The following is a 19,874-nucleotide window of genomic DNA, read 5'->3' on the forward strand; positions in this document are numbered from 1 at the left end:
GCGGTGGCCTAGGTGTTATTAACAGGATTTTTTCCAACAGGATCTATCAGCCCACTTCTTTTCACCGATGCTATTTAACTCGAAGTCACCGTCATCACTCATCGCATTAACCGCTTCAGCCCGTATCGTGAACTGATCATCATCCGTTTTATCGGCGATAACTTTCAAACGATAATCCCGCTCTCCGTTAGAGCTTCCCTCTGGCACATTCTCATAAAAAATAGATGCTGCAGTTACCACAGAGCCATCACTTTTCGTTTCATAGCTCATCGTCTCCGCATAATTTCTCTCTAAACGGGCCGAAAACGCCATCAGAGCCGCCTTCGCCTGCGATCGTTTGGCCTCTTTCACATGCTCTTGATAACTTGGCATTGCTATCGCTGTAATGATGCCAATAATCGCAATCACGACCAATGTTTCAATTAATGTAAAACCTTGCTGTTTCATTATTGCGCCTTTAATTTAAGAAACCTTTGCGATAATAAGCCTCGACGACCCGCACCGTTTTCTTAGAGCGGCCATAGCCTTTTGCAATGACCCGAAAGGTATGGAAGGTATACGCACCGGTATCGGCCTTGTTTCCGCCACCGTTAAAAATATTACCGCCTGCATTATCCGAGGCTCCGAAGATATTATTTGCCTTGATAATATCTCCATCCGTATAACCGTTAGCATCGTTCATCAATTCGATAATATATAGACCATCTTCAATACCGTCGGGGTTGTCGTTCACCGGGCTAGCCCCCACCCACTTACTCGTATCGAAGGCCTCATCACCGACGGCAGCCAATCCCTTGGCATAGTGTGGGCCTATTGCGTCAAAAGTGGCTATATCGGCTAGTTTCATATGGCCAATCTCAGATTCTGCTTTCTTTAACGCCATTTCTGCCGAAGATAATGCCGTCACACTATCAGCTGTTGCCGCGACCATCCGTGCTTGCATAGCGGAGCTGCTAAGCCCAGAAAGAGCCAATATACTCGCGGCGATCAACAGCAGTAAAGCCAGCAATAACACTGCACCCTGCTGCTGCTTATATCTCACTTGTCTCATTTTTATAACCCCTCCGAGCTGGGTACACTGCGATTACGAATATTCATTACCGAACTAAAGATCTCCCTCATTCGACGATCAGCGCCACCGTAGTTGACGCCATTGAAGGTTACTGTTTTCGATTCTGACCGTACTCCATCATCACTTCGTAACAATAAATCAACCTTCAGGCCAATCACTTGTTCCCACTTAATGTTGGGCTTTTGATTAATTTGTTTTGCTGTCATATAGGTATGCACAGAGCGAGAGGGAGCTTCTAAGTCCACAATCGATTTCGTGGAATCATAATCTAGATCGATCGCGTAACTGACCTTCATACTTTCAACCCCGTCGATCAACTCACTGCTATTATTTTTTAACGCATCGTATTTATAAAGACCAGGCTCGCCACTGGCACCAACAGACACAAAATAACTAACACTGTAGGGGAATAAAATTTGTGCGCCGACCTCATACGGCTGAGAAAGACATGAGTCATTGCCCACCCCACAGTGTATCACCTGACTGCCTGCGTTATTGGGTGGCGTCGTCCCTGTGCTTTTATAACCGAGAACACTGGCATTATCGGCCGCTGAATTAACAAAAATATCACCAGCCAGACAATTACTGATAGCCACCACGGTATTCTTTTTTACCTCACAACCGGAAATACCAATCGTCGCCAATTTAAGATCAGTGCCGGTAGTAGTAACCGTACAGCTTGAGGGTTGAGCGCCTCGCAGAGTGACTACCGAGCTGCCATCGACTACCGGTAGCCCATCAATAGTCATACTGCCGACAACATCCTTGCCCGACACGCCCCCTGCCCCTCCGGTTAGAAAGTCATATTTATCGTCGTTAGCATTAAAACCAATACTACTGCTCAAGTTAATGCCGTTTTTGGCGCATCCCCAATAATCTGCCATACGTACATCACGCGACATCATTGCAACAGCCATGCGCCCCCCCTCCTGCACATGACCGATACCCAGTTGCAGCGAGTGGCTCATCTTGTGCGTCACAAAGGTTTCAGAAACCCCCAGTATCAAGATCGCTCCAATCGCCATCGCCACTAACAGTTCAACTAAAGTAAGACCCAGCTGTGATTGCATTTTTCTCTTCATTAGCGCGTCACCGTCAATAAATAGTTTTTTTCAACAGGGTCACCGCCGATCAGTTCTGCCTTTTCATACCAGGTGATCGAGATATTCCACCACTGTTGTTTGTTGCCTCCGCCATTTTCTTTCATCACAGTGCCGACAGCCACCTCTGAGCCATGACCTGGGAGCACCCCTTCTATTTCACTAATCCAGCGATAAGCGTCGTTATCCGCTGTTTGTTGATAACTGCAATCACTACAGCTCACCTCACTCCCCTTGTCGGTAATAGCATCGTAATCGCCATCTTCCCAACCGCCACGATTACTGCGCATCCGCTCCGCCATATCGTAAGCTAGGATGATTGCCTGGCTGTGCGACTGTGTGCGTAAGTTGTTACGTAAACCTTGCATCTGAAACGCCATCATTCCCAGCAAACCAACGACAATCACTAGCATCGCAACCAACACTTCAACCATGGCAAATGCAGCCTGTTTATTTTTGTGCATTAGGCAATTACCTCCTAGGGGCAGTTCGCACTGGCAATGGAGAAGAGACGAATACGGCCTGACAATAGTATTTCGATTTGCCTGCCATTTTCTCCGCTCTCACGACAAAATTTGAATACACGCGTATTAGCGCCGCTAATCGTCCCATTAGGTTTAAAATAAAAACTATCCTCTCCGCCCACACTATCGTCGAGCTGGGTTTTAACTATTTTTAAAATCGTCTCTGCCCCACCCACCGTGGCAGCCTCAGCGATAGTAAATTCATTTTCGCCATCATTACCGTCTCTGTGGACATAAATAAAATCTTGCCGGCGAGAAGCCTCTAATCGCGCATATTTCATCGCTATCATCGCCGCCTCGATATCCGCATCAAAGCGCTGCTTAGCGAGTAGGCTTTTAAAACTTGGTAATGCGACGAGTAACAAAATCGCCGAAATTGCCAGCACCACTAATAACTCAAGTAGGGTTACACCTCGCTGTGCTTTTTTATTCATCATTTATCCAAGATGACCTCAATAGACATACTGCAGTCGATGTTAATTTTCTGATTACTAATCTATATCAACAGCAGTAAGCAACACAGCAGCCTCTGACAAACGGCTATTTTGTACTGACCAACGGTTAAGCAGATCGTGAAGCTGGCTAGGAATCACGCCTTAATACCTGCTTCACTCTTTTCACAGGCAAAAAAAAGCCGCTTCTTTACCAGCGGCTTAATAACAAACAGCATTCAATACAGTGAAGCTTAACGTAACTCCACGACCCGCAACTCCCGGGGCATAGAGAAAGTCACATCCTCCGGCTGCCCAAGAATATCTTCTGGCGGCTCAGCACCGAGGCTGCGCAAGCCTTCAATGACTTGTTGCACCAGTACCTCTGGCGCCGACGCGCCCGCCGACACACCGATACTCTGCTTACCCTTTAACCACGCCGAGTCAATATCGTCAACGCTGTCTATCAGGTGGGATTCTACTCCCATACGCAGCGCCAGTTCGGCGAGACGGTTGGAGTTAGAGCTATTCGGTGAACCCACGACTAATACCAGATCACACTGCTGCGCCAATACCTTAATCGCGTCCTGCCGATTTTGCGTGGCATAGCAGATATCATCGTTGCGTGGGGCGCTCAACGCCGGAAAGCGTTCTCGCAGTACTTCGACAACCTTGGCCGTATCATCCATCGACAACGTCGTCTGGGTGACATAGCTCAGCGCCTCAGGATCACGTACTTGCAGCGCCATGGCCTGCTCCGGGTCTTCCACGAGATAGATCGAGCCACCGTTCTCATCGTCGAACTGCCCCATGGTGCCAATGACTTCCGGGTGACCGCGATGACCGATAAGGATGCACTCACCGCCCTGACGGCTGGCGCGCACCACCTGCATATGTACCTTGCTTACCAATGGGCAGGTGGCATCAAACACTTTTAACGCACGACGCTCAGCCTCAACTCGCACCGACTTAGCCACACCGTGAGCACTAAAGATAACGATACTATCGTCGGGTATCTCATCGAGCTCTTCGACGAAGATTGCACCGCGGTCACGGAGATTATCGACCACAAATTTATTGTGTACGACCTCGTGCCGCACATAGATCGGCGCCCCGAAAATATCCAAGGCTCTATTAACGATGTCGATCGCCCTATCGACGCCGGCACAGAAGCCGCGCGGGTTGGCTAATTTTATTTTCATACCATGCAACTCTTGGCTTGTTAACTCGTGGTTAGAAAACATAACAGCTATCGCTCTATAACAAAAATTTTACCATCGTCTCTACTTTTATCAGCGTCGATAAAAGCAGAATTTATACACTCTAGGGCGACGCAGTTTAGGCCACCTCGAGAATCTCAACCTCGAAAATAATATCTTGGCCCGCCAACGGGTGATTAAAATCGATCTCTACTACCTCGTCGGTAATACGTCGCACGACACCGGGCAACTCTGCCTTATTGGCATCGGCAAAGCTCAACATTAAGCCCAGCTCCAGCTCCATATCTTTAAACTGCTTGCGCGGCATCGTCTGCACGTTATTCGGGTTCGGCTGACCAAACGCACCCTCCGGTGTCACCACCGCCTGGTGTTTCTCTCCTGCCTGCAGACCAAGTAGCGCCTGCTCGAAGCCCGGCAACAAGGTGCCATCGCCCATCACAAAACTGCCGGGCTGCTCCCGCTCGAGGGTCGAATCAACAACCGCTCCATCAGCCAGCTTCAAGGTGAAGTGAAGGGTGACTCGAGAGTCTTTACTAATACTTTTACCAGTCATCGCTTTTGCTCTTCGGTTAAATACTGCCTAATACATCCCATAGAGACCGACAATCTAGACCCTAAGGCCAATAGATGCTGTCAACCTGCAACCGCCTTATTGGGGCGAAAACTATCAATGATCAACATGACCGCACCAACGCTAATCGCACTGTCGGCGATATTAAAAGCCGGGAAGTAGTAACGCCCTGCGTAATGCACAGAGATAAAGTCGACCACATGCCCCAGCAAAGCACGATCGATCAGGTTGCCAATTGCACCACCGAGAATCAACGCTAAACAACAGGACATCCAGACCGACTCTTTCGGCAGACGCCAAAGCCAGATCGCCAGTACCACACCAACCGCTAACGCAATGGCGGTAAAGAACCAGCGCTGCCAACCACCGGCATCACTCAGAAAACTAAAGGCAGCCCCCTCGTTATGCGCCAACATCAGGTTGAACCAACTGGTTACCTCTAGCGGCCGCAGGTAAGCCAACTCAGTACTAGCGAGGAACTTGGTGTATTGATCAATTGCGACCACCAGCGCAGCTAACGCAAACCAAAACCACTTCATGCTATGTCTCTCAAATAAAGATCGACTCGCAGACAGCGAGCCTCACTAAAATAATCGGTAGTGCGACGATACCTCGCCGACACTAATACGCGCTATTAGGCGAAGTGGCGAACCTCACCGTCTCCATCGATATTGTCGACACAGCGCTGACAGAGTGTCGGGTGCTGCTCAATGCTGCCAACACTCTCGGCGTGGTGCCAACAACGCTCACACTTCTCCGCCTCGCTTGCCTTGATAACCACCTTCAGCCCCTCTAATTCGGTGTCGAGCGCGTCAGCTGGGGCATCGGCCAGTGCGGCGATCTCCGCTTTAGAGCTGATCAAGACAAAGCGCAACTCATCGCCAAGGTGCTGTAGTACCGTCCGAATACGCTCATCACAGTAGAGAGTGATCTCCGCCTTCAGCGAACCACCGATCTCCTTGCGCAGCTTCTCAACCTCTCGGTTAACGGCAATTTTCGCCTGCTTCACATCGGCCCAATAATCGCGACCAAACTCGCCAGCGGCAGGCATCTCACTAAGCCCTTGGTACCACTCGACAAGGAAGACAGAATCCGCACGCTGTCCCGGGATAAACGACCAAACCTCTTCCGCGGTGAAGCTACAGATGGGCGCTAACCAGCGCACCAGCGCCTCACAGATATGGTACAGCGCTGTCTGACAAGAACGACGTGGCAGACTATTTTCGCCAGTAGTGTACTGACGGTCCTTGATGATATCGAGGTAGAAGCCCCCCATATCGACCGCACAGAAATTGTGAATCTTCTGATAGATGCTGTGGAAGTTATAGCTATCAAAAGCCTCAATGATCTCCTGTTGTAACTCGTAGGCACGATCGACGGCCCAGCGATCCAACGCAATCATCTGCTCCTGGTCGACACAGTTAACGGCCGGATCGAAACCCTCGAGATTCGACAACAAAAAGCGCGAGGTATTGCGAATACGACGATAGGAGTCGGCGGTACGCTTAAAAATCTCGTTACTGGCGCGCATCTCCGAACGGTAGTCGGTCGCCGCCACCCACAGGCGCAGAATATCTGCACCCAGGCTCTGGGTCACCTCTTTCGGCGCGATCACGTTGCCGATCGACTTGGACATTTTCTGCCCCTTCTCATCGACCACAAAACCGTGTGTCATACAGGCCTTATACGGCGCCTGGCCGGTCATCGCCGTCGCGGTCAGTAGCGACGACTGGAACCAGCCGCGGTGCTGATCCGAACCTTCCAAGTAAAGATCCGCAGGGGCGCTAAGGCCTTCTTCGCGCTGCAACACGGCAGCGTGAGTGACACCTGAATCGAACCAGACATCGAGGGTATCCGACACCTTATCGTAGTCGGCCGCCTCGGCTCCCAATAAAGACTCAGGTTCGAGATCAAACCAGGCCTGAATGCCCTGCTGCTCGATCAACTGAGCAACCGCCTCGATCAGACGTGGCGTCTCAGGGTGTAGCTCAGCCGTCTGCTTGTGGATAAAGAGCGCAATCGGCACCCCCCAGGTGCGCTGTCGTGAGACACACCAGTCGGGGCGGTCGTTTAGCATGCTATCGATACGTGCACGGCCCCACTCTGGCAACCACTCGACCTTTTCGACTTCACCTAAAGCCTGATCTAACAAGCCATTTTGATTCATGCTGACAAACCACTGCGGTGTAGCACGGAAGATGATCGGGCTCTTATGACGCCAGCAGTGTGGATAACTGTGTTCGAATTCACTGTGCGCCAGCAGCTTGCCACGCGTTTCCAACTCCTCGACGATGGTCTTGTTGGCCTTGAACACATGCTGGCCAGCGAAGATCTCGGTGTCGGGCAGATAGACACCGTTACCACCCACCGGGTTATAAACCTCGATGCCGTATTGCTGACAGATCACGAAATCTTCCTGACCGTGTGCTGGAGCGGTGTGTACACAACCGGTACCTGCATCGGTAGTGACGTGATCTCCCAGTAGAACCGGCACCTGCCTGTCGTAGAAGGGGTGCTGCAACAGTTGCTTCTCTAGCGCCGCACCTTTACTGTGCCCCAGCACCTCGCTATCCTCTATACCGCAGCGAGCCAGTACCGACTCGGCCAGCGCCTCGGCAAGCACCAGATGACGCCCGCCGGCACGCACCAACACGTAATCAACTTCCGCACCGAGGCTAACCGCCAGGTTGGCAGGCAGTGTCCAGGGTGTCGTGGTCCAGATGATAATGTCGATCTCGCCCTCAACACTGGCACCAAAAGCGCCAGCAACGGCCGCTGCATCGACGGCGGTGAAGACCACATCGATCGACGGCGACTGCTTATCTTTGTACTCGACCTCCGCCTCCGCCAACGCCGAGCCACAATCCAGACACCAGTGCACTGGCTTGAAGCCCTTATTGAGGTGACCGTTTTCGGCAATTTTACCGAGTGAACGAACAATATCCGCCTCAAAGTTAAAGTCCATGGTCAGATAGGGCTGCTCCCAGCGAGCGAGCACACCGAGACGCTTAAAGTCAGTGCGCTGACCATCGACCTGCTTCGCGGCATACTCCCGGCACTTCTGACGGAAGGTCGCAGCATCGACCTTGACACCGGCCTTGCCCACTTTCTTCTCGACGTTCAGCTCGATCGGTAAGCCGTGGCAGTCCCAACCGGGCACATAGGGCACATCGAAGCCGCTCAGCGTCTTCGACTTGATAATAATATCTTTGAGAATTTTATTAACCGCATGACCGATGTGAATATTGCCGTTGGCGTATGGAGGGCCATCGTGCAAAATGAACTGCTCGCGACCCGCCATGCGCTCACGAATCTGCTGGTAGAGGTTCATACTCTCCCACTGCTCCAGCATCTTCGGCTCACGGTTTGGCAGATTGGCTTTCATTGAGAAGCTGGTCTGCGGCAGGTTTAACGTCGCTTTATAATCACTCATGGTTATTTACACTTCGTTCATGCTAGTTAATTAAATGTCTATCACAGCCAGTGACGGCGCTACCCAAGGCAGCTCGATCGCGACTGTTACTACGATTCTTACAAACCAAAAAAAGCTCGGCCAGTCTCGATATCGGCCTTAATGTTCTGTTCTAACTCTTGCAGCGAGTCGAATTTCTTCTCCTCGCGGATCTTCTGACGAAACACCACCGTGATCGCCTTGCCGTAGAGGTCAGCCTTAAAGTCGATAAGGTGGGCCTCTAAAATGGCCTTAATACCGTCGTCAACTGTCGGTCGAGTGCCGACATTGACCACGGCCGGCTGCGCCTTCTCACTGGCGCCAAACACCTCTGCGGCGTAGACACCCGATAGCGGCGCACGCAGCCTGTGCAACTGTAGGTTCGCCGTTGGCACCCCGAGAGTACGTCCCAACTGGCGTCCGTAGACGACCTTGCCACTGATCGAAAACGGCCGCCCATAAAGCTCATCGACCAGGGCGAAGTCACTATCGGCTAGGGCCTGGCGGATACGCGTGCTGCTGACACGCTCATGCTGTATCTGCAATGTCGAGGTATTAACCACCTCGAAGCCCTGCTCTTCACCCGCTGTGCGCAACAACTCGTAGTCGCCCTCGCGATCATGGCCAAAGCGCAGGTCATCACCGACGACCAGGTATTTTATCCCCAGCCCCTGCACAAAGACCTCGTGAATAAAGTCCTCTGCCGACTTGATGCGGAAGCGGTCGTTAAACTGGATCCGCAAGACCCGGTCCACCCCCAGCTCACGCAGCGCCGCAAACTTCTCACGAAAGCTCATTAGCCTCGCAGGTGCTTGAAGTGGCGAGAAAAACTCACGCGGCAACGGTTCGAAAACAATCACCACCGTCGGCAAGTTGAGTGCCTTCCCCTTCTCGAGCAACTGTCCCAAGACGGCGCGATGACCGACATGCACGCCATCGAACGCCCCGATTGTGGCGACACAGCCTTGGTGGCGGGGGCGTAGATTGTGGAGACCACGAATTAATTCCATCATTTCACTCGTATGCGGGCAGGCGCGGAATTATACCCCACTCCGCCGCTGCCCTCTACACCCCGTCCACTTCCATCACGGATCAAGCACTTAAACAACGAAAAAGCACTGTCACCGCCTAAACCGATGTCGAGGCTTTAAAATGTCTTACCCTCGCACCCGTCAGCGCCAAGGTTAACAGGTAGACCAGCGCACCGGCCGCACAGATCGCCAAGACGAGGCCGACACGCATCCACCACAGCAGCGCAGACCAGTCCGCCACCCACTGCGACAACCCATACAACGCCGCAGCCATAGTCACGCTGGCAAACAGGCAGCGGCCAACAGTGACGATAAACAGGCGAGTCCAGCGGTAGACGCCGTCGCGCAGTAGACCTTGCCACAGCCAGTAGACGTTCAACAGCGCCGACACCGAGGTTGCCAAGGCCAGACCGACATGGCCCTGGCCGAAGTAATAGTAGAGTGGCGCGACGAAGGCGATGTTTAACACCATGTTGGCCAGCATCGCCTTGATACCGATACGCACCGGGGTCTTGGTGTCCTTGCGCGCATAGTAACCGGGGGCCAGCACCTTGATCAGCATGAAGAAACTCAAGCCGATGGTGTAGGCACGCAGGCTGTGTGCCGACATGCTGACATCGTTGGCAGTCAGGGCACCGTATTGAAACAGCGCCGTTAAGATGGGCTCGGCCAACACCAGCAGCGCCGCCGTTGCCGGCAGCGCGATAAACAACACGCAACGTGCCGCCCAGTCGAGGGTAGAGGCAAACTCATCGTTGTTATCACTGGCGCTAATCCGCGATAGCGAAGGCAGAATCACCGTCGCAATCGCCACCCCGAAGACCCCCAGGGGCAGCTCGGTCAGGCGGTCGGAATAATACAGCCAGGAGACACTACCCGAGGGCAGTAGCGACGCAAGAATGGTATCGAGCAACAGGTTAATCTGGCTCACCGAGACACCGAACAGCGCCGGTACCATCAGCGTCATAATCTGTCGCACCCCGGGATCTTTAGTGTCCCAACGCGGCCTCGGCAGTAGCTCCATGCGATAGAGGAAAGGCAGCTGGAAGAGGAATTGCGCCATCCCGGCCACCAACACCCCCCAGGCCAACGCATAAGCTGGCTGCTCAAGCCCTGGCGCGAACAGTACGGCCGCAGCGATCAGAGAGATGTTTAGCAGTACCGGCGTAATCGCCGGCACGGCAAAGCGACCGTAGCTATTCAGGATCGCCCCGGCAAAGCCTGTCAGCGAGATCAATAACAGGTAGGGGAAGGTGATGCGAATCAGTTCCGTCGTCATCTGGAACTTGATCTCATCGGCCATGAAGCCGGGAGCGAACACCGTCGTAATCAACGGAGCCGCGGCGATACTGACACCGGTGAGCAATAACAACGTACCGCCCAGCGCACCTGCCACCCGGTCGACCAACGCCTTGACCGCGCCGTGCCCTCGCTGTGTCTGATACTCCGACAGCACCGGCACGAAGGCCTGAGCGAAGGCCCCCTCGGCGAACAAACGACGCAAAAAATTGGGGATTTTAAAGGCTACGAAGAAGGCGTCGGCGCCGCCACCGGCACCGATATAATGGGCAAAACAAACATCTCGGACGAGTCCCAACAGCCGCGACAACATGGTCATCAAGCTGACGATAGCACTAGAGCGTAATAAACCGCGACGAGGCTTGCTCGGCTCGGGCGACGACGGTGAGTCGGCGTTTTCTGGTTGTTCGTTCACGTCTTCATCTCTTCTCTTGGCAGGGCGATCGACGGCCCTTGCTGGCAACAGGCGAGTGTAGCCGCTCCGTCAAGGCGGTACAACGACGGCGATCGCATTCCCCCAACAGCGTGATTAAACACTGAGGTAGGTCGTGTGCAGCGGTTCATAGTGCCGCCACTCACCGCCATCGGGCAGTGCCTCGGCACTGCTACGATAGAGCACCATGCGGTTGACGCTGAGTGCAAAACCATCGACCGGCTCAAGTGGTAGCGGCAGTGGACACGCGGCGTTGCCGCGTAGCAGCGTTATGTGCGGCAGATAAGCGCGAGATGAAGCATACAGCCCTGCCGCCGTAAAGCGCTCAGCCAGCTGCGTCTGCAGTTGCATCAACACACTATTCGGCTGCGGCTGAAACGCCCACAGCTGGCGAGCGGCATTTTGCGCCGGCAGCAGGGCCAAACTATCGGCGGTAAAGTCGAGGTGGTGACAGGCGGCGGCGCTCTGTTCCATCAGCTCGATAACTGGTTCCGCCTCACCCTGCTCACCGAGAAATAGCAGAGTCAGGTGTAGGTTGCGCTCCGCCTGCCAGCTGCCGAAGCGGTCATCACCGTACTGCGGCAGCATCTGACAGAGCTGCTGGGCCAAGTCCGGCAATAATGGGATGGCGATGAACAATCGCTGCGCCGTCACCACTGTTGCCTCAAGCGGGTCACATTCATCTGTAACCACTGCATCGCGATCAGCGTACTGGCATTGTTCAAGCGCCCCTCGAGCAACCACTGCCAGGCCTGATCACGCGTCAGCACATGCAGGCGAATATCTTCATGCTCATCACTCAGACCGTGCAAACCGCCCAGCTCGGCGCTGTCGACACTGGCGCAGAACAGCTCGATATATTCACTGCAGGCACCGGGGCTCGGGTAATAGCCCGCGATATGTTCCAGCTCACCGATGACACAGCCCGCCTCCTCTTCAGATTCCCGACGAGCTACCGCCTCGGCGGTCTCGCCGGGCTCGATAATGCCCGCCACCACCTCGAACAGCCACGGTGTCGGTCGCTCACCACCCGGCAGCGTCGACGCCAGCGCCCCCACCCGAAACTGCTCTACCAGCGCCACGCTGTCGCGCGCCGCGTCGTAGAGTAACACCGCCGCCGCATTGCCCCGCTCAAACAGCTCGCGATGGTAGTCTTCACTCCACCCCCCCGCAAACAGGCGGTGCCTCAGGGTCAGCCCCTGGCAGCTAAAAAAACCCTGGTATAGCGGCTGACTATCGAGCAACTCGGCATCATCACGCGCAAACTGCTCGACCGTCTCTACCGACTTAGAAGCACTCATATATTATTCCATCCCCGTTTCATTATAGGCGGCGAGCCTCGATCACTCGCTGCTACGCCAATTAAGACGTATCGACTATCCTTTGTATACTGCCATTCACCGTTATAGAGGTGTATTTTGCATCGACTCTATAAATATTATCCGCCAGAAACCGCCCTCAACGTGCTGCAACAACAGACCCTGCGTTTCAGTGCCCCCCACCTACTCGGCGAGTTATTCTGCCCAGACCACAATGCCGAAGTGGATTTCAGCGCCGGCGAGTTGATTCACTGGCTCAGCGACTATCTGGTCGAACTGCTCTTCGCCGAGAGCAGTCCTGCGCCTCGAACAACATCAACGCCGCTATTACAGACCCTGCTGCAGTGGCGTGACACTGACCACTTCAAGAGTCGGGCCGAGGCTTATCAACACTTACAGCCGCTGATCCGGCCGCTGGTTCGGCACTTCTTTATCCACGCCGAAGACAGCCTTAACCAGTGGCGCTACTTCGCCCGACAGGTCCGCATCGGCTGTTACTGCCAGCAACCCGACAACCTATTCGCCTGGCAACATTACGGCGACCAACACCGCGGTATCGCCCTCGGCTTCACCCGCGCCAAGTTCTCTAAAGGCATGATCAGTCGGCCGCTGAGTTACCACCCCCAGCCCGCCAGGCTGATTGATGCGCAACCACAACTCGACCGCATCGCCGCCAGCGAGTTTGTCGCCCCACGCCAAAACGAGTTCATCGAACTGCTCTGTCATAAATCGCTCGACCAACAGCAGGAGGCAGAATGGCGTGAATTTAAATTGCCGGCTCAGGATGAGAGCGGCGATTGCAACATACAGGACTGTCGCTACTGGTATAACGAAGAGACCTTTAGCAAGCAGTCGCTCGAGGCACTGTACATTGGCGCCGCCACCGACATCAGCTGGCAGCGTTCACTGATCGAGTTTACCAAGAAGCACTACCCGAGCACCGATATCTATCGCTGGTCACCGGCACCCGGGCAATATGCCCTGCAGCGCGAGACCCTACACACAGGGCAACAACCCTCCGGCGAGCCACCGATACTAACGAGCACCGTTAACGCTCCCGAACAGACACGGCCGCACCAATGAGTGGCTAACCGCCACCGATAATGTCGGCATACTCTACCAACGCCTGTAGGATTTGTTGCTGCTGATCCGAGCGCCCCTCGTTAAACAGCTGCTCGATCTTCAACATGTAATCCTCGAAGGTAATACTACCGCCACCGTTAGGATCCATCAGACGCAACTCGCGAAACTCCTGCCACTGTTGGTATTCGTCGAGACTCAGGGTCTCGGGATAGTTTCTGGCGCGGTAGCGAAACAGCATCTCCTGTAGCCGACCATCGTCAAAGCTAAAGCTCGACTCCGCTAACTCGAGCGGCGCCATCTTGCGAATGCGCGCCATTGTCTGCTTGTCGTCACGGCTGAAGAAGCCACCGCTATAGAGCATACGGTCGGGGTCGGTAATCGCGGCAAACTCCCGTGGCTGACTATAGACTGCTAACAGCTTCGCCTTGATCGCCGCAATGTCCTGCGTGCGCAGCGCCTTAAAGTTCTCTCGGTAGGCCTGCACATCGTGTCCCAGGCGCGCCGCCATCGCCGCATCCTCGGTAAACATCTTCGCCGGCCCAATCATCGGACTCTTGTTGAGATGGATGCTCTTTAACGCGGGACGCACGACCCCCGCCGGCAGGTCTCGTGCCGGCGTATAGAGCCACTGCGCAATCTCCTCCGCCGTCATCGCCACCAACGTTTGCGGGCTCTGCAATAGATCGAAGCAGATCACCTCATTCTTATTCACCGGATGGGTCAGTAACGGCACCACCAGCGAGATGCAGCCGCGGGCCGAGCCAAACATCCCCGAGACGTTAAATAATGGCGTCAGCTTATTCACGTCGACCATGCCGCCGACCACAGTCTTCTGCCGCAGCTTGAAGGCGTAGTCGAACAGCCTCGGTTGCTTCTCTTTGATCAACTTGGCGACGGCAATGGTCGCGTAGACATCGCTCAGCGCATCGTGGGCGTTCTCGTGACCGATGCCGTTGGCGGCGGTGAGCAGCTCTAAGCGAAAGCTGGGCAGGCCGTCATCGTTCAGCGGCCACTCAATCCCCTCCGGGCGCAGCGCATAAGTCATGCGCAGTACATCGATCAAGTCCCAGCGGCTATTGCCGTTCAGGTATTCCCGCCCATAGGGGTCGATGAAGTTACGGTAAAAGCCATAGCGGCTGACCTCGTCGTCGAAACGGATGCTGTTATAGCCGACGCTACAGGTGTTGGGCCGTGACATCTGCTCGTCGATCAACGCCATAAACTCCGCCTCACACACCCCTTTACGCAGGCACTGCTGCGGCGTGACGCCGGTGATCAAGCACGCCTCCGGCTGCGGCAGCACATCGTCGGCGGGCTTGCAGTACCACATCATCGGCTCACCAATGATGTTCAGTTCCATATCGGTACGGATGGCGGCAAACTGGCTGGGGCGGTCGCGCGAGGGGTCGACGCCGAAGGTCTCGTAGTCGTGCCAGAGAAAGGTCGGGGTGTTCATAGCGGCGGGAGGTCTCGAATGAATGATGAAGTAAACGCGTCATCACTATAGCACACGGCGCAGCGCGCCATAACGCCGCGCAATAGCGCTAACCAATAACGCGATCTAATAACACTAGCCAATAAAACTAACGAATAATCTAAGGCTCAACAGACACATCCTCAAGCTGCCGTCACAAACAGCACCTTGAGGCGTGTGTTAGTAAAGCGCTATCAGCGATCGTTGCTGTGATCGGCGGCATAGGTGTAGATAACATCGGAGCTGGAGTTCAGCGCCGTCTCCGCCGAGTCCTGAATCACACTGATGATGAAGCCGATGGCTACCACCTGCATGGCGATATCGTAGTCGATACCAAACAGTGAGGCTGCCAGCGGGATCAATAGCAGGCTGCCCGATGGCACGCCCGAGGCACCACAGGCGGCGAGCGCGGCAATAATACACAGCACCAGCGCACTGCCTATCGACACATCGATGCCCATCGTGTTCGCCGCCGCCAGCGCCATCACGGTGATGGTGATCGCCGCGCCAGCCATATTCACCGTCGCACCAATGGGGATGGTGACAGTGAACAGTGAGCGCGAGATGCCCAACTGCTGACACAGGTCGAGGTTGACGGGGATATTCGCCGCCGAGCTGCGAGTAAAGAAGGCAGTGATGCCCGACTGGCGCAGGCAACGCAACACCACCGGATAAGGGTTGCGACGGGTCAATAGGAACACCAACAGCGGGTTCACCAGCAGCGCCATGATCAACATGCAGCTAACTAACAATACCGCTAGGTGCAGGTAGTTCATCAACGCTTCCACCCCGGCGCCAGCTACTGTAGTACAAACCAGGCCGAAAATACCGAGGGGAGCAAACTTGATGATTTTGGTGACGATACTGGTCAGCGCATCGGCGACCACGGCAATACTGCTTTTGAAACCCTCCGGCGCCTGCTTGAAGGCCAAACCCAGCGCTACCGCCCAGCTCAGAGCACCGAGGAAGTTGCCGGTCAACAGGGCATGCACCGGGTTATCGACCAGGCTCAGCAAGACGTTGATCAACACCTCGCTGACGTGCTGCGGTGGCGCGCCCTCGGCAACATTCACCAGCGCCAGCGTCTGTGGAAATAGGAAGCTCATCAACACCGCGACAGTGGCGGCGCAAAACGTCCCCAACAAGTACAGCACCAACGTCTTCACCACCTTAGCACTGCCGACACCGGCCTCTTTATTAGCGATCGCCGACATTACCAGCACAAAGACCAGCACCGGCGCGATGGCCTTCAACACACCGACAAACAACTGTCCGAGAATAGCGAAGTGTTGCGCCCACGCTGGCGCGACACTGGCAAATAATGCGCCGATGGCAACGGCAATTAGTATTTGCACAACAATTGTTGGCTTCTTCATAGCGGTCCTATTTCAATGGCTCGATGGGGGAAAACATCCTTGGGGGAAGAAGCATACCCAGATCACCGCTCAGGTCAAAGCTTAGTAAGCACTATTTTCCCCGCTCGGCTTTGCCACTGAACATCAACGCCATCAGCGTCCATAACTGACGACCATATATAACAAGCAAAAAAGCCCTCACTGCGAGCAGCGAGGGCTTTTTTCTAACGCTAGTCGAGGAGGTGCTTACTTCACCTCGACAATCTGCTCCTTAATCTTCTCGGCCCAGATCTGCGGGCCGGTTTTGTGTACCGACACCCCTAGGCTATCGACCGCGACGGTCACCGGCATATCGACCACGTCAAACTCGTAGATCGCCTCCATGCCCAGCTCCGGGAAGCCCACGACTTCGGCATTCTTCACCGCCTGCGAGACCAGGTAGGCTGCACCACCGACGGCCATCAGATAGGTCGACTTGGCATCTTTAATCGCCTCGATCGCCGCATCGCCGCGCTCGGCCTTACCGATCATGCCCATCAAGCCCGTCTGTTCGAGGACTTGGCGGGTAAACTTATCCATCCGCGTCGCCGTGGTCGGACCGGCGGGGCCGACGGCCTCGTCGCGTACGGGGTCAACAGGCCCCACGTAGTAGATGAAACGTCCCTTCAAGTCGACCGGCAGCTGCTCGCCGTTGTTGAGCATCTCGACGATCTTCTTGTGCGCCGCATCGCGACCAGTCAGCATCTTACCGCTGAGTAAGATGGTGTCGCCACTGCGCAAGGTCTCCATCTCCGCCTGGGTCACGTCTTGCAGGTTCACCCGCTTGACGTCATCGCCACTGGCGCGGCTAATCTCAGGCCAGTCTTCCAGCTTCGGTGGTGTCTGCAGCGCCGGCCCGGTGCCGTCGAGCTCGAAGTGGGCGTGTCGTGTCGCCGCACAGTTGGGGATCATACAGACCGGTAGCGAGGCCGCGTGTGTCGGCGCATCCATGATCTTGATGTCCAATACCGTGGTCAGGCCGCCCAGGCCCTGGGCGCCAATGCCAAGCTCGTTGACCGCCTCCATCAACTCTAAACGCAGCTCTTCGACCCGGTTCTGTGGGCCGCGCTGACGCAGCTCGTGGATGTCGATCGGGTCCATCAGTGATTCCTTGGCCATCACCGCCGCCTTCTCAGCGGTACCGCCGATGCCGATGCCGAGCATGCCCGGTGGGCACCAGCCCGCACCCATCGTCGGCACGGTCTTCTTCACCCAGTCGACAATTGAGTCGGAGGGGTTAAGCATCACCATCTTCGACTTGTTCTCGGAACCACCGCCCTTCGCTGCCACCTGAATATCGACGGTATTGCCCTCGACCACTTCGTAGTGGATGACCGCTGGCGTATTGTCTTTGGTGTTGACCCGCGCGCCGGCAGGATCGGCTAGAATCGAGGCTCGCAACACGTTGTCAGGATGAGTATAGGCGCGGCGAACGCCTTCGTTGATCATGTCGGTCACCGACATCGTCGCGTCCCACTGCACGTCCATACCGACCTTACAGAAAACGGTGACAATACCGGTGTCCTGGCAGATCGGGCGCTTGCCCTCGGCACACATACGCGAGTTGATCAGGATTTGTGCCATCGCATCTTTCGCCGCTGGCGACTCTTCACGCAGATAGGCCTCATGGACCCCCTGGATAAAGTCGAGCGGATGATAGTACGAGATATATTGCAGCGCATCGGCCACGCTATCGATCAGGTCGTCTTGACGGATCACGGTCATCGAAGTTACTCCTCAGCTTGAACCATAGTGGCGGTCGAGCGCCGCCTACGTATTATCGGTAGCGCTATAGCCAGCAGGGTAGATGGTCCCCCCCTCCCCTCGACACAACAGCTGCCCGTTTTGGCGGTGATTGTACACGATTTAGCGACACACTGCGGCCTGATTACAACAGCCCCTCGCGTTTACAGGTTATGGTGCAGCAAGATCATTTCGTCAGTAACAAAAACGGCCGCTAAGCGGCCGTTTTTATCATCAGGCTAACGATTGCGCTTAGCCCTTCTCCAGAGCCGATAGACGCTGGTTGACCTGCTTGCGATAACCGTTGAAAGAATCAACCCACTCGCTCAAGTCCTTCAGCTGTTGCTCGGTGCTGCCACCGCTGTGCTTGAGCTTATTACCGGCATCGACCAGCTGACGCAGCTGGCGCTGCTGCTCTTCGACCGTCTGCTCCAGCGTATCGACGCTGAGATTAGTGGCCAAGCCCTGATCGGCCAGCGACTTCAACTTACTGCTGTTGCTATCGCTTTTAGCTGTCGCCACCTTGAGCGCCGCCATCTTAGTATTCAGTTCTTTCTGTAGCGTCTTCAGCGCCGCCGCCTGTGTACTGAGCTGACCGTTACTCGCCTTACTGGTCTTCAACAGGGCGTTACGCGCCGCCCACAACTTGTCGATTTGACTATAGTGCTCGTCGACTTTCTTACCCATTTCCTTGATCTTCAACGACATCGTCTGCGAGGACTCGTTCATCGACTCATCGCTGCTCGACAGTCGCGCCTCCAGCGCCCCCAATCGGGTATCGGCCTGTTCAAGCCCCTGCTTAGTCAGCTGCAGCTGCTGATACAGATAGTAAGAGGCACCGCCGGCCAACAGCGCCAACAACAGCGCCAGCAAAGCCGCCACGGTCCAAAAACTGCTGCCCTGCTTCTGCGCTGTCGCCGCTGGTGCCGGCGCATGGCTGTGAGCTGTCGCACGGGGCTTGTGGCCTGTGGAATTCGCTCGCGACTCATCGCGCTCTGGAATTAGGCTGGGAATATCATTTAAATCATCCAGATCCTTTCTAGGCATCGGTACTTCCTTCGCGTGTTTAGGCTATTAATGGGATTTCAGCCCGCCAAATTAGCAGCATTCCCCGCTTAACGCCATATCCCTTGGCAAGCCGATGACACAAGCTTGCGTATTGCCAATAATAAAAGGCGTTTAAATCGCCTTATGCTTCCTGCGTCACACTTTGTGGTGGCCGTCCCGCGACCATGATCTCAGCCTGCCCCTGCTCTAACTGACTCACTAAAGTGCTGGTGGGGGTAAATTGAGAGGCCGTGATGCGCCACTGACCATCGATCAGCCGATAGCGGTCCGCATAGACGCCACCGAGCTGGGTAAGGGTATTCTCCTCACTGTTGATAAGAAAGTAGTACAGCCCCCACTCACCCTCGGCCTGCTCCTCATCCAGCAGCGTAATGCGTGGGTTCTGGCCGTGATGCATCTCCACCATGTGCTGGTGATTACCGACGTTGTCGAACAGCGCCAGCAGTTCATCGCGGTGCCGGAAGCAGCCCACGGCACCGTAGTCGATATCGATCTCACCCTCGGCGAAGCAATCGCGAATTAGCGTCAGCTGCTTGCTATCGCAGGCGGACAGATAACGCGCCTTCAGCTGCTTAATCGCCTCGATTGCCTCCAACCGCTGTACTCTCTTCTGCAGGGACTGCAACTCTTCATTGGTCATCATCACTCCTTGATTTGCTTA

The 19,874-nt window shown here is 55.0% G+C and carries 19 protein-coding genes; 1 reads left to right on the plus strand and 18 read right to left on the minus strand.

The features are described 5' to 3' along the window. Positions 1-18: 18 nt before the first annotated feature. The 13 genes from EDC56_RS19095 to EDC56_RS19155 form a co-directional block, all read right to left on the minus strand. A complete protein-coding gene (locus EDC56_RS19095) occupies positions 19-447 on the minus strand; it encodes a type IV pilin protein (RefSeq protein WP_123714196.1) in 429 nt (142 codons plus the stop codon). A 10-nt stretch (positions 448-457) separates the two neighbouring features. After that, positions 458-1,051, minus strand: coding sequence for a pilus assembly PilX family protein (locus EDC56_RS19100; protein WP_123714197.1), 594 nt, complete (start codon positions 1,049-1,051; stop codon positions 458-460). Between the two features lie 2 nt (positions 1,052-1,053). Beyond that, the gene (locus EDC56_RS19105) at positions 1,054-2,154 is read right to left on the minus strand and encodes a PilW family protein (protein WP_123714198.1); all 1,101 of its coding nucleotides are present in this window, start codon (positions 2,152-2,154) and stop codon (positions 1,054-1,056) included. Beyond that, positions 2,154-2,636, minus strand: coding sequence for a type IV pilus modification protein PilV (gene pilV, locus EDC56_RS19110; protein ID WP_123714199.1), 483 nt, complete (start codon positions 2,634-2,636; stop codon positions 2,154-2,156). Before pilV ends, EDC56_RS19105 begins: the two co-directional genes overlap by 1 nt. A 14-nt stretch (positions 2,637-2,650) precedes the next feature. Further along, the gene (locus EDC56_RS19115) at positions 2,651-3,133 is read right to left on the minus strand and encodes a pilus assembly FimT family protein (RefSeq protein WP_123714200.1); all 483 of its coding nucleotides are present in this window, start codon (positions 3,131-3,133) and stop codon (positions 2,651-2,653) included. A gap of 248 nt (positions 3,134-3,381) precedes the next feature. Further along, positions 3,382-4,329, minus strand: a complete 948-nt coding sequence (ispH, locus tag EDC56_RS19120; protein WP_123714243.1) for a 4-hydroxy-3-methylbut-2-enyl diphosphate reductase — start codon at positions 4,327-4,329, stop codon at positions 3,382-3,384. A gap of 136 nt (positions 4,330-4,465) precedes the next feature. After that, complete coding sequence (gene fkpB / locus EDC56_RS19125) at positions 4,466-4,900, minus strand: FKBP-type peptidyl-prolyl cis-trans isomerase (RefSeq protein ID WP_123714201.1); 435 nt, start codon at positions 4,898-4,900, stop codon at positions 4,466-4,468. Positions 4,901-4,980: 80 nt separating this feature from the next. Then, a complete protein-coding gene (lspA, locus tag EDC56_RS19130; RefSeq protein ID WP_123714202.1) occupies positions 4,981-5,457 on the minus strand; it encodes a signal peptidase II in 477 nt (158 codons plus the stop codon). Positions 5,458-5,552: 95 nt separating this feature from the next. Then, positions 5,553-8,351: an isoleucine--tRNA ligase gene (ileS, locus tag EDC56_RS19135; protein ID WP_123714203.1), complete on the minus strand. Its 2,799-nt coding sequence runs from the start codon at positions 8,349-8,351 to the stop codon at positions 5,553-5,555. Between the two features lie 98 nt (positions 8,352-8,449). Beyond that, positions 8,450-9,382 (minus strand): bifunctional riboflavin kinase/FAD synthetase, encoded by a 933-nt coding sequence (ribF, locus tag EDC56_RS19140; RefSeq protein WP_342770057.1) that lies wholly within the window; start codon positions 9,380-9,382, stop codon positions 8,450-8,452. 115 nt (positions 9,383-9,497) lie between these two features. Beyond that, positions 9,498-11,114, minus strand: coding sequence for a murein biosynthesis integral membrane protein MurJ (gene murJ / locus EDC56_RS19145; RefSeq protein WP_281273382.1), 1,617 nt, complete (start codon positions 11,112-11,114; stop codon positions 9,498-9,500). A gap of 114 nt (positions 11,115-11,228) precedes the next feature. Next, positions 11,229-11,825, minus strand: coding sequence for an RNA 2',3'-cyclic phosphodiesterase (gene thpR, locus EDC56_RS19150; RefSeq protein WP_162844251.1), 597 nt, complete (start codon positions 11,823-11,825; stop codon positions 11,229-11,231). Continuing rightward, a complete protein-coding gene (locus EDC56_RS19155) occupies positions 11,783-12,433 on the minus strand; it encodes an NUDIX domain-containing protein (protein WP_123714206.1) in 651 nt (216 codons plus the stop codon). The genes thpR and EDC56_RS19155 overlap by 43 nt, the downstream gene beginning before the upstream one ends. 117 nt (positions 12,434-12,550) lie before the next feature. Here EDC56_RS19155 and EDC56_RS19160 point away from each other — a divergent pair, with 117 nt between their 5' ends. Further along, positions 12,551-13,534 (plus strand): DUF2971 domain-containing protein, encoded by a 984-nt coding sequence (locus EDC56_RS19160; RefSeq protein WP_148059468.1) that lies wholly within the window; start codon positions 12,551-12,553, stop codon positions 13,532-13,534. A gap of 4 nt (positions 13,535-13,538) precedes the next feature. Here the strand turns inward: EDC56_RS19160 and sbcB are convergent, their stop codons facing one another. The 5 genes from sbcB to EDC56_RS19185 form a co-directional block, all read right to left on the minus strand. After that, positions 13,539-14,990, minus strand: a complete 1,452-nt coding sequence (gene sbcB / locus EDC56_RS19165; RefSeq protein ID WP_123714208.1) for an exodeoxyribonuclease I — start codon at positions 14,988-14,990, stop codon at positions 13,539-13,541. A 212-nt stretch (positions 14,991-15,202) separates the two neighbouring features. After that, a complete protein-coding gene (sstT, locus tag EDC56_RS19170) occupies positions 15,203-16,384 on the minus strand; it encodes a serine/threonine transporter SstT (RefSeq protein ID WP_123714209.1) in 1,182 nt (393 codons plus the stop codon). 225 nt (positions 16,385-16,609) lie between these two features. Continuing rightward, positions 16,610-18,127, minus strand: a complete 1,518-nt coding sequence (locus EDC56_RS19175; RefSeq protein WP_123714210.1) for a fumarate hydratase — start codon at positions 18,125-18,127, stop codon at positions 16,610-16,612. A gap of 270 nt (positions 18,128-18,397) precedes the next feature. After that, the gene (locus EDC56_RS19180; RefSeq protein ID WP_123714211.1) at positions 18,398-19,192 is read right to left on the minus strand and encodes a hypothetical protein; all 795 of its coding nucleotides are present in this window, start codon (positions 19,190-19,192) and stop codon (positions 18,398-18,400) included. Positions 19,193-19,334: 142 nt separating this feature from the next. Beyond that, positions 19,335-19,856 carry a nuclear transport factor 2 family protein gene (locus EDC56_RS19185; protein WP_211333767.1) on the minus strand — a complete coding sequence of 174 codons (522 nt, stop codon included), beginning with the start codon at positions 19,854-19,856 and terminating at the stop codon, positions 19,335-19,337. Positions 19,857-19,874 lie beyond the last annotated feature (18 nt).

The sequence above is a fragment of the Sinobacterium caligoides genome (assembly GCF_003752585.1).
Classification (GTDB): domain Bacteria; phylum Pseudomonadota; class Gammaproteobacteria; order Pseudomonadales; family Sinobacteriaceae; genus Sinobacterium; species Sinobacterium caligoides.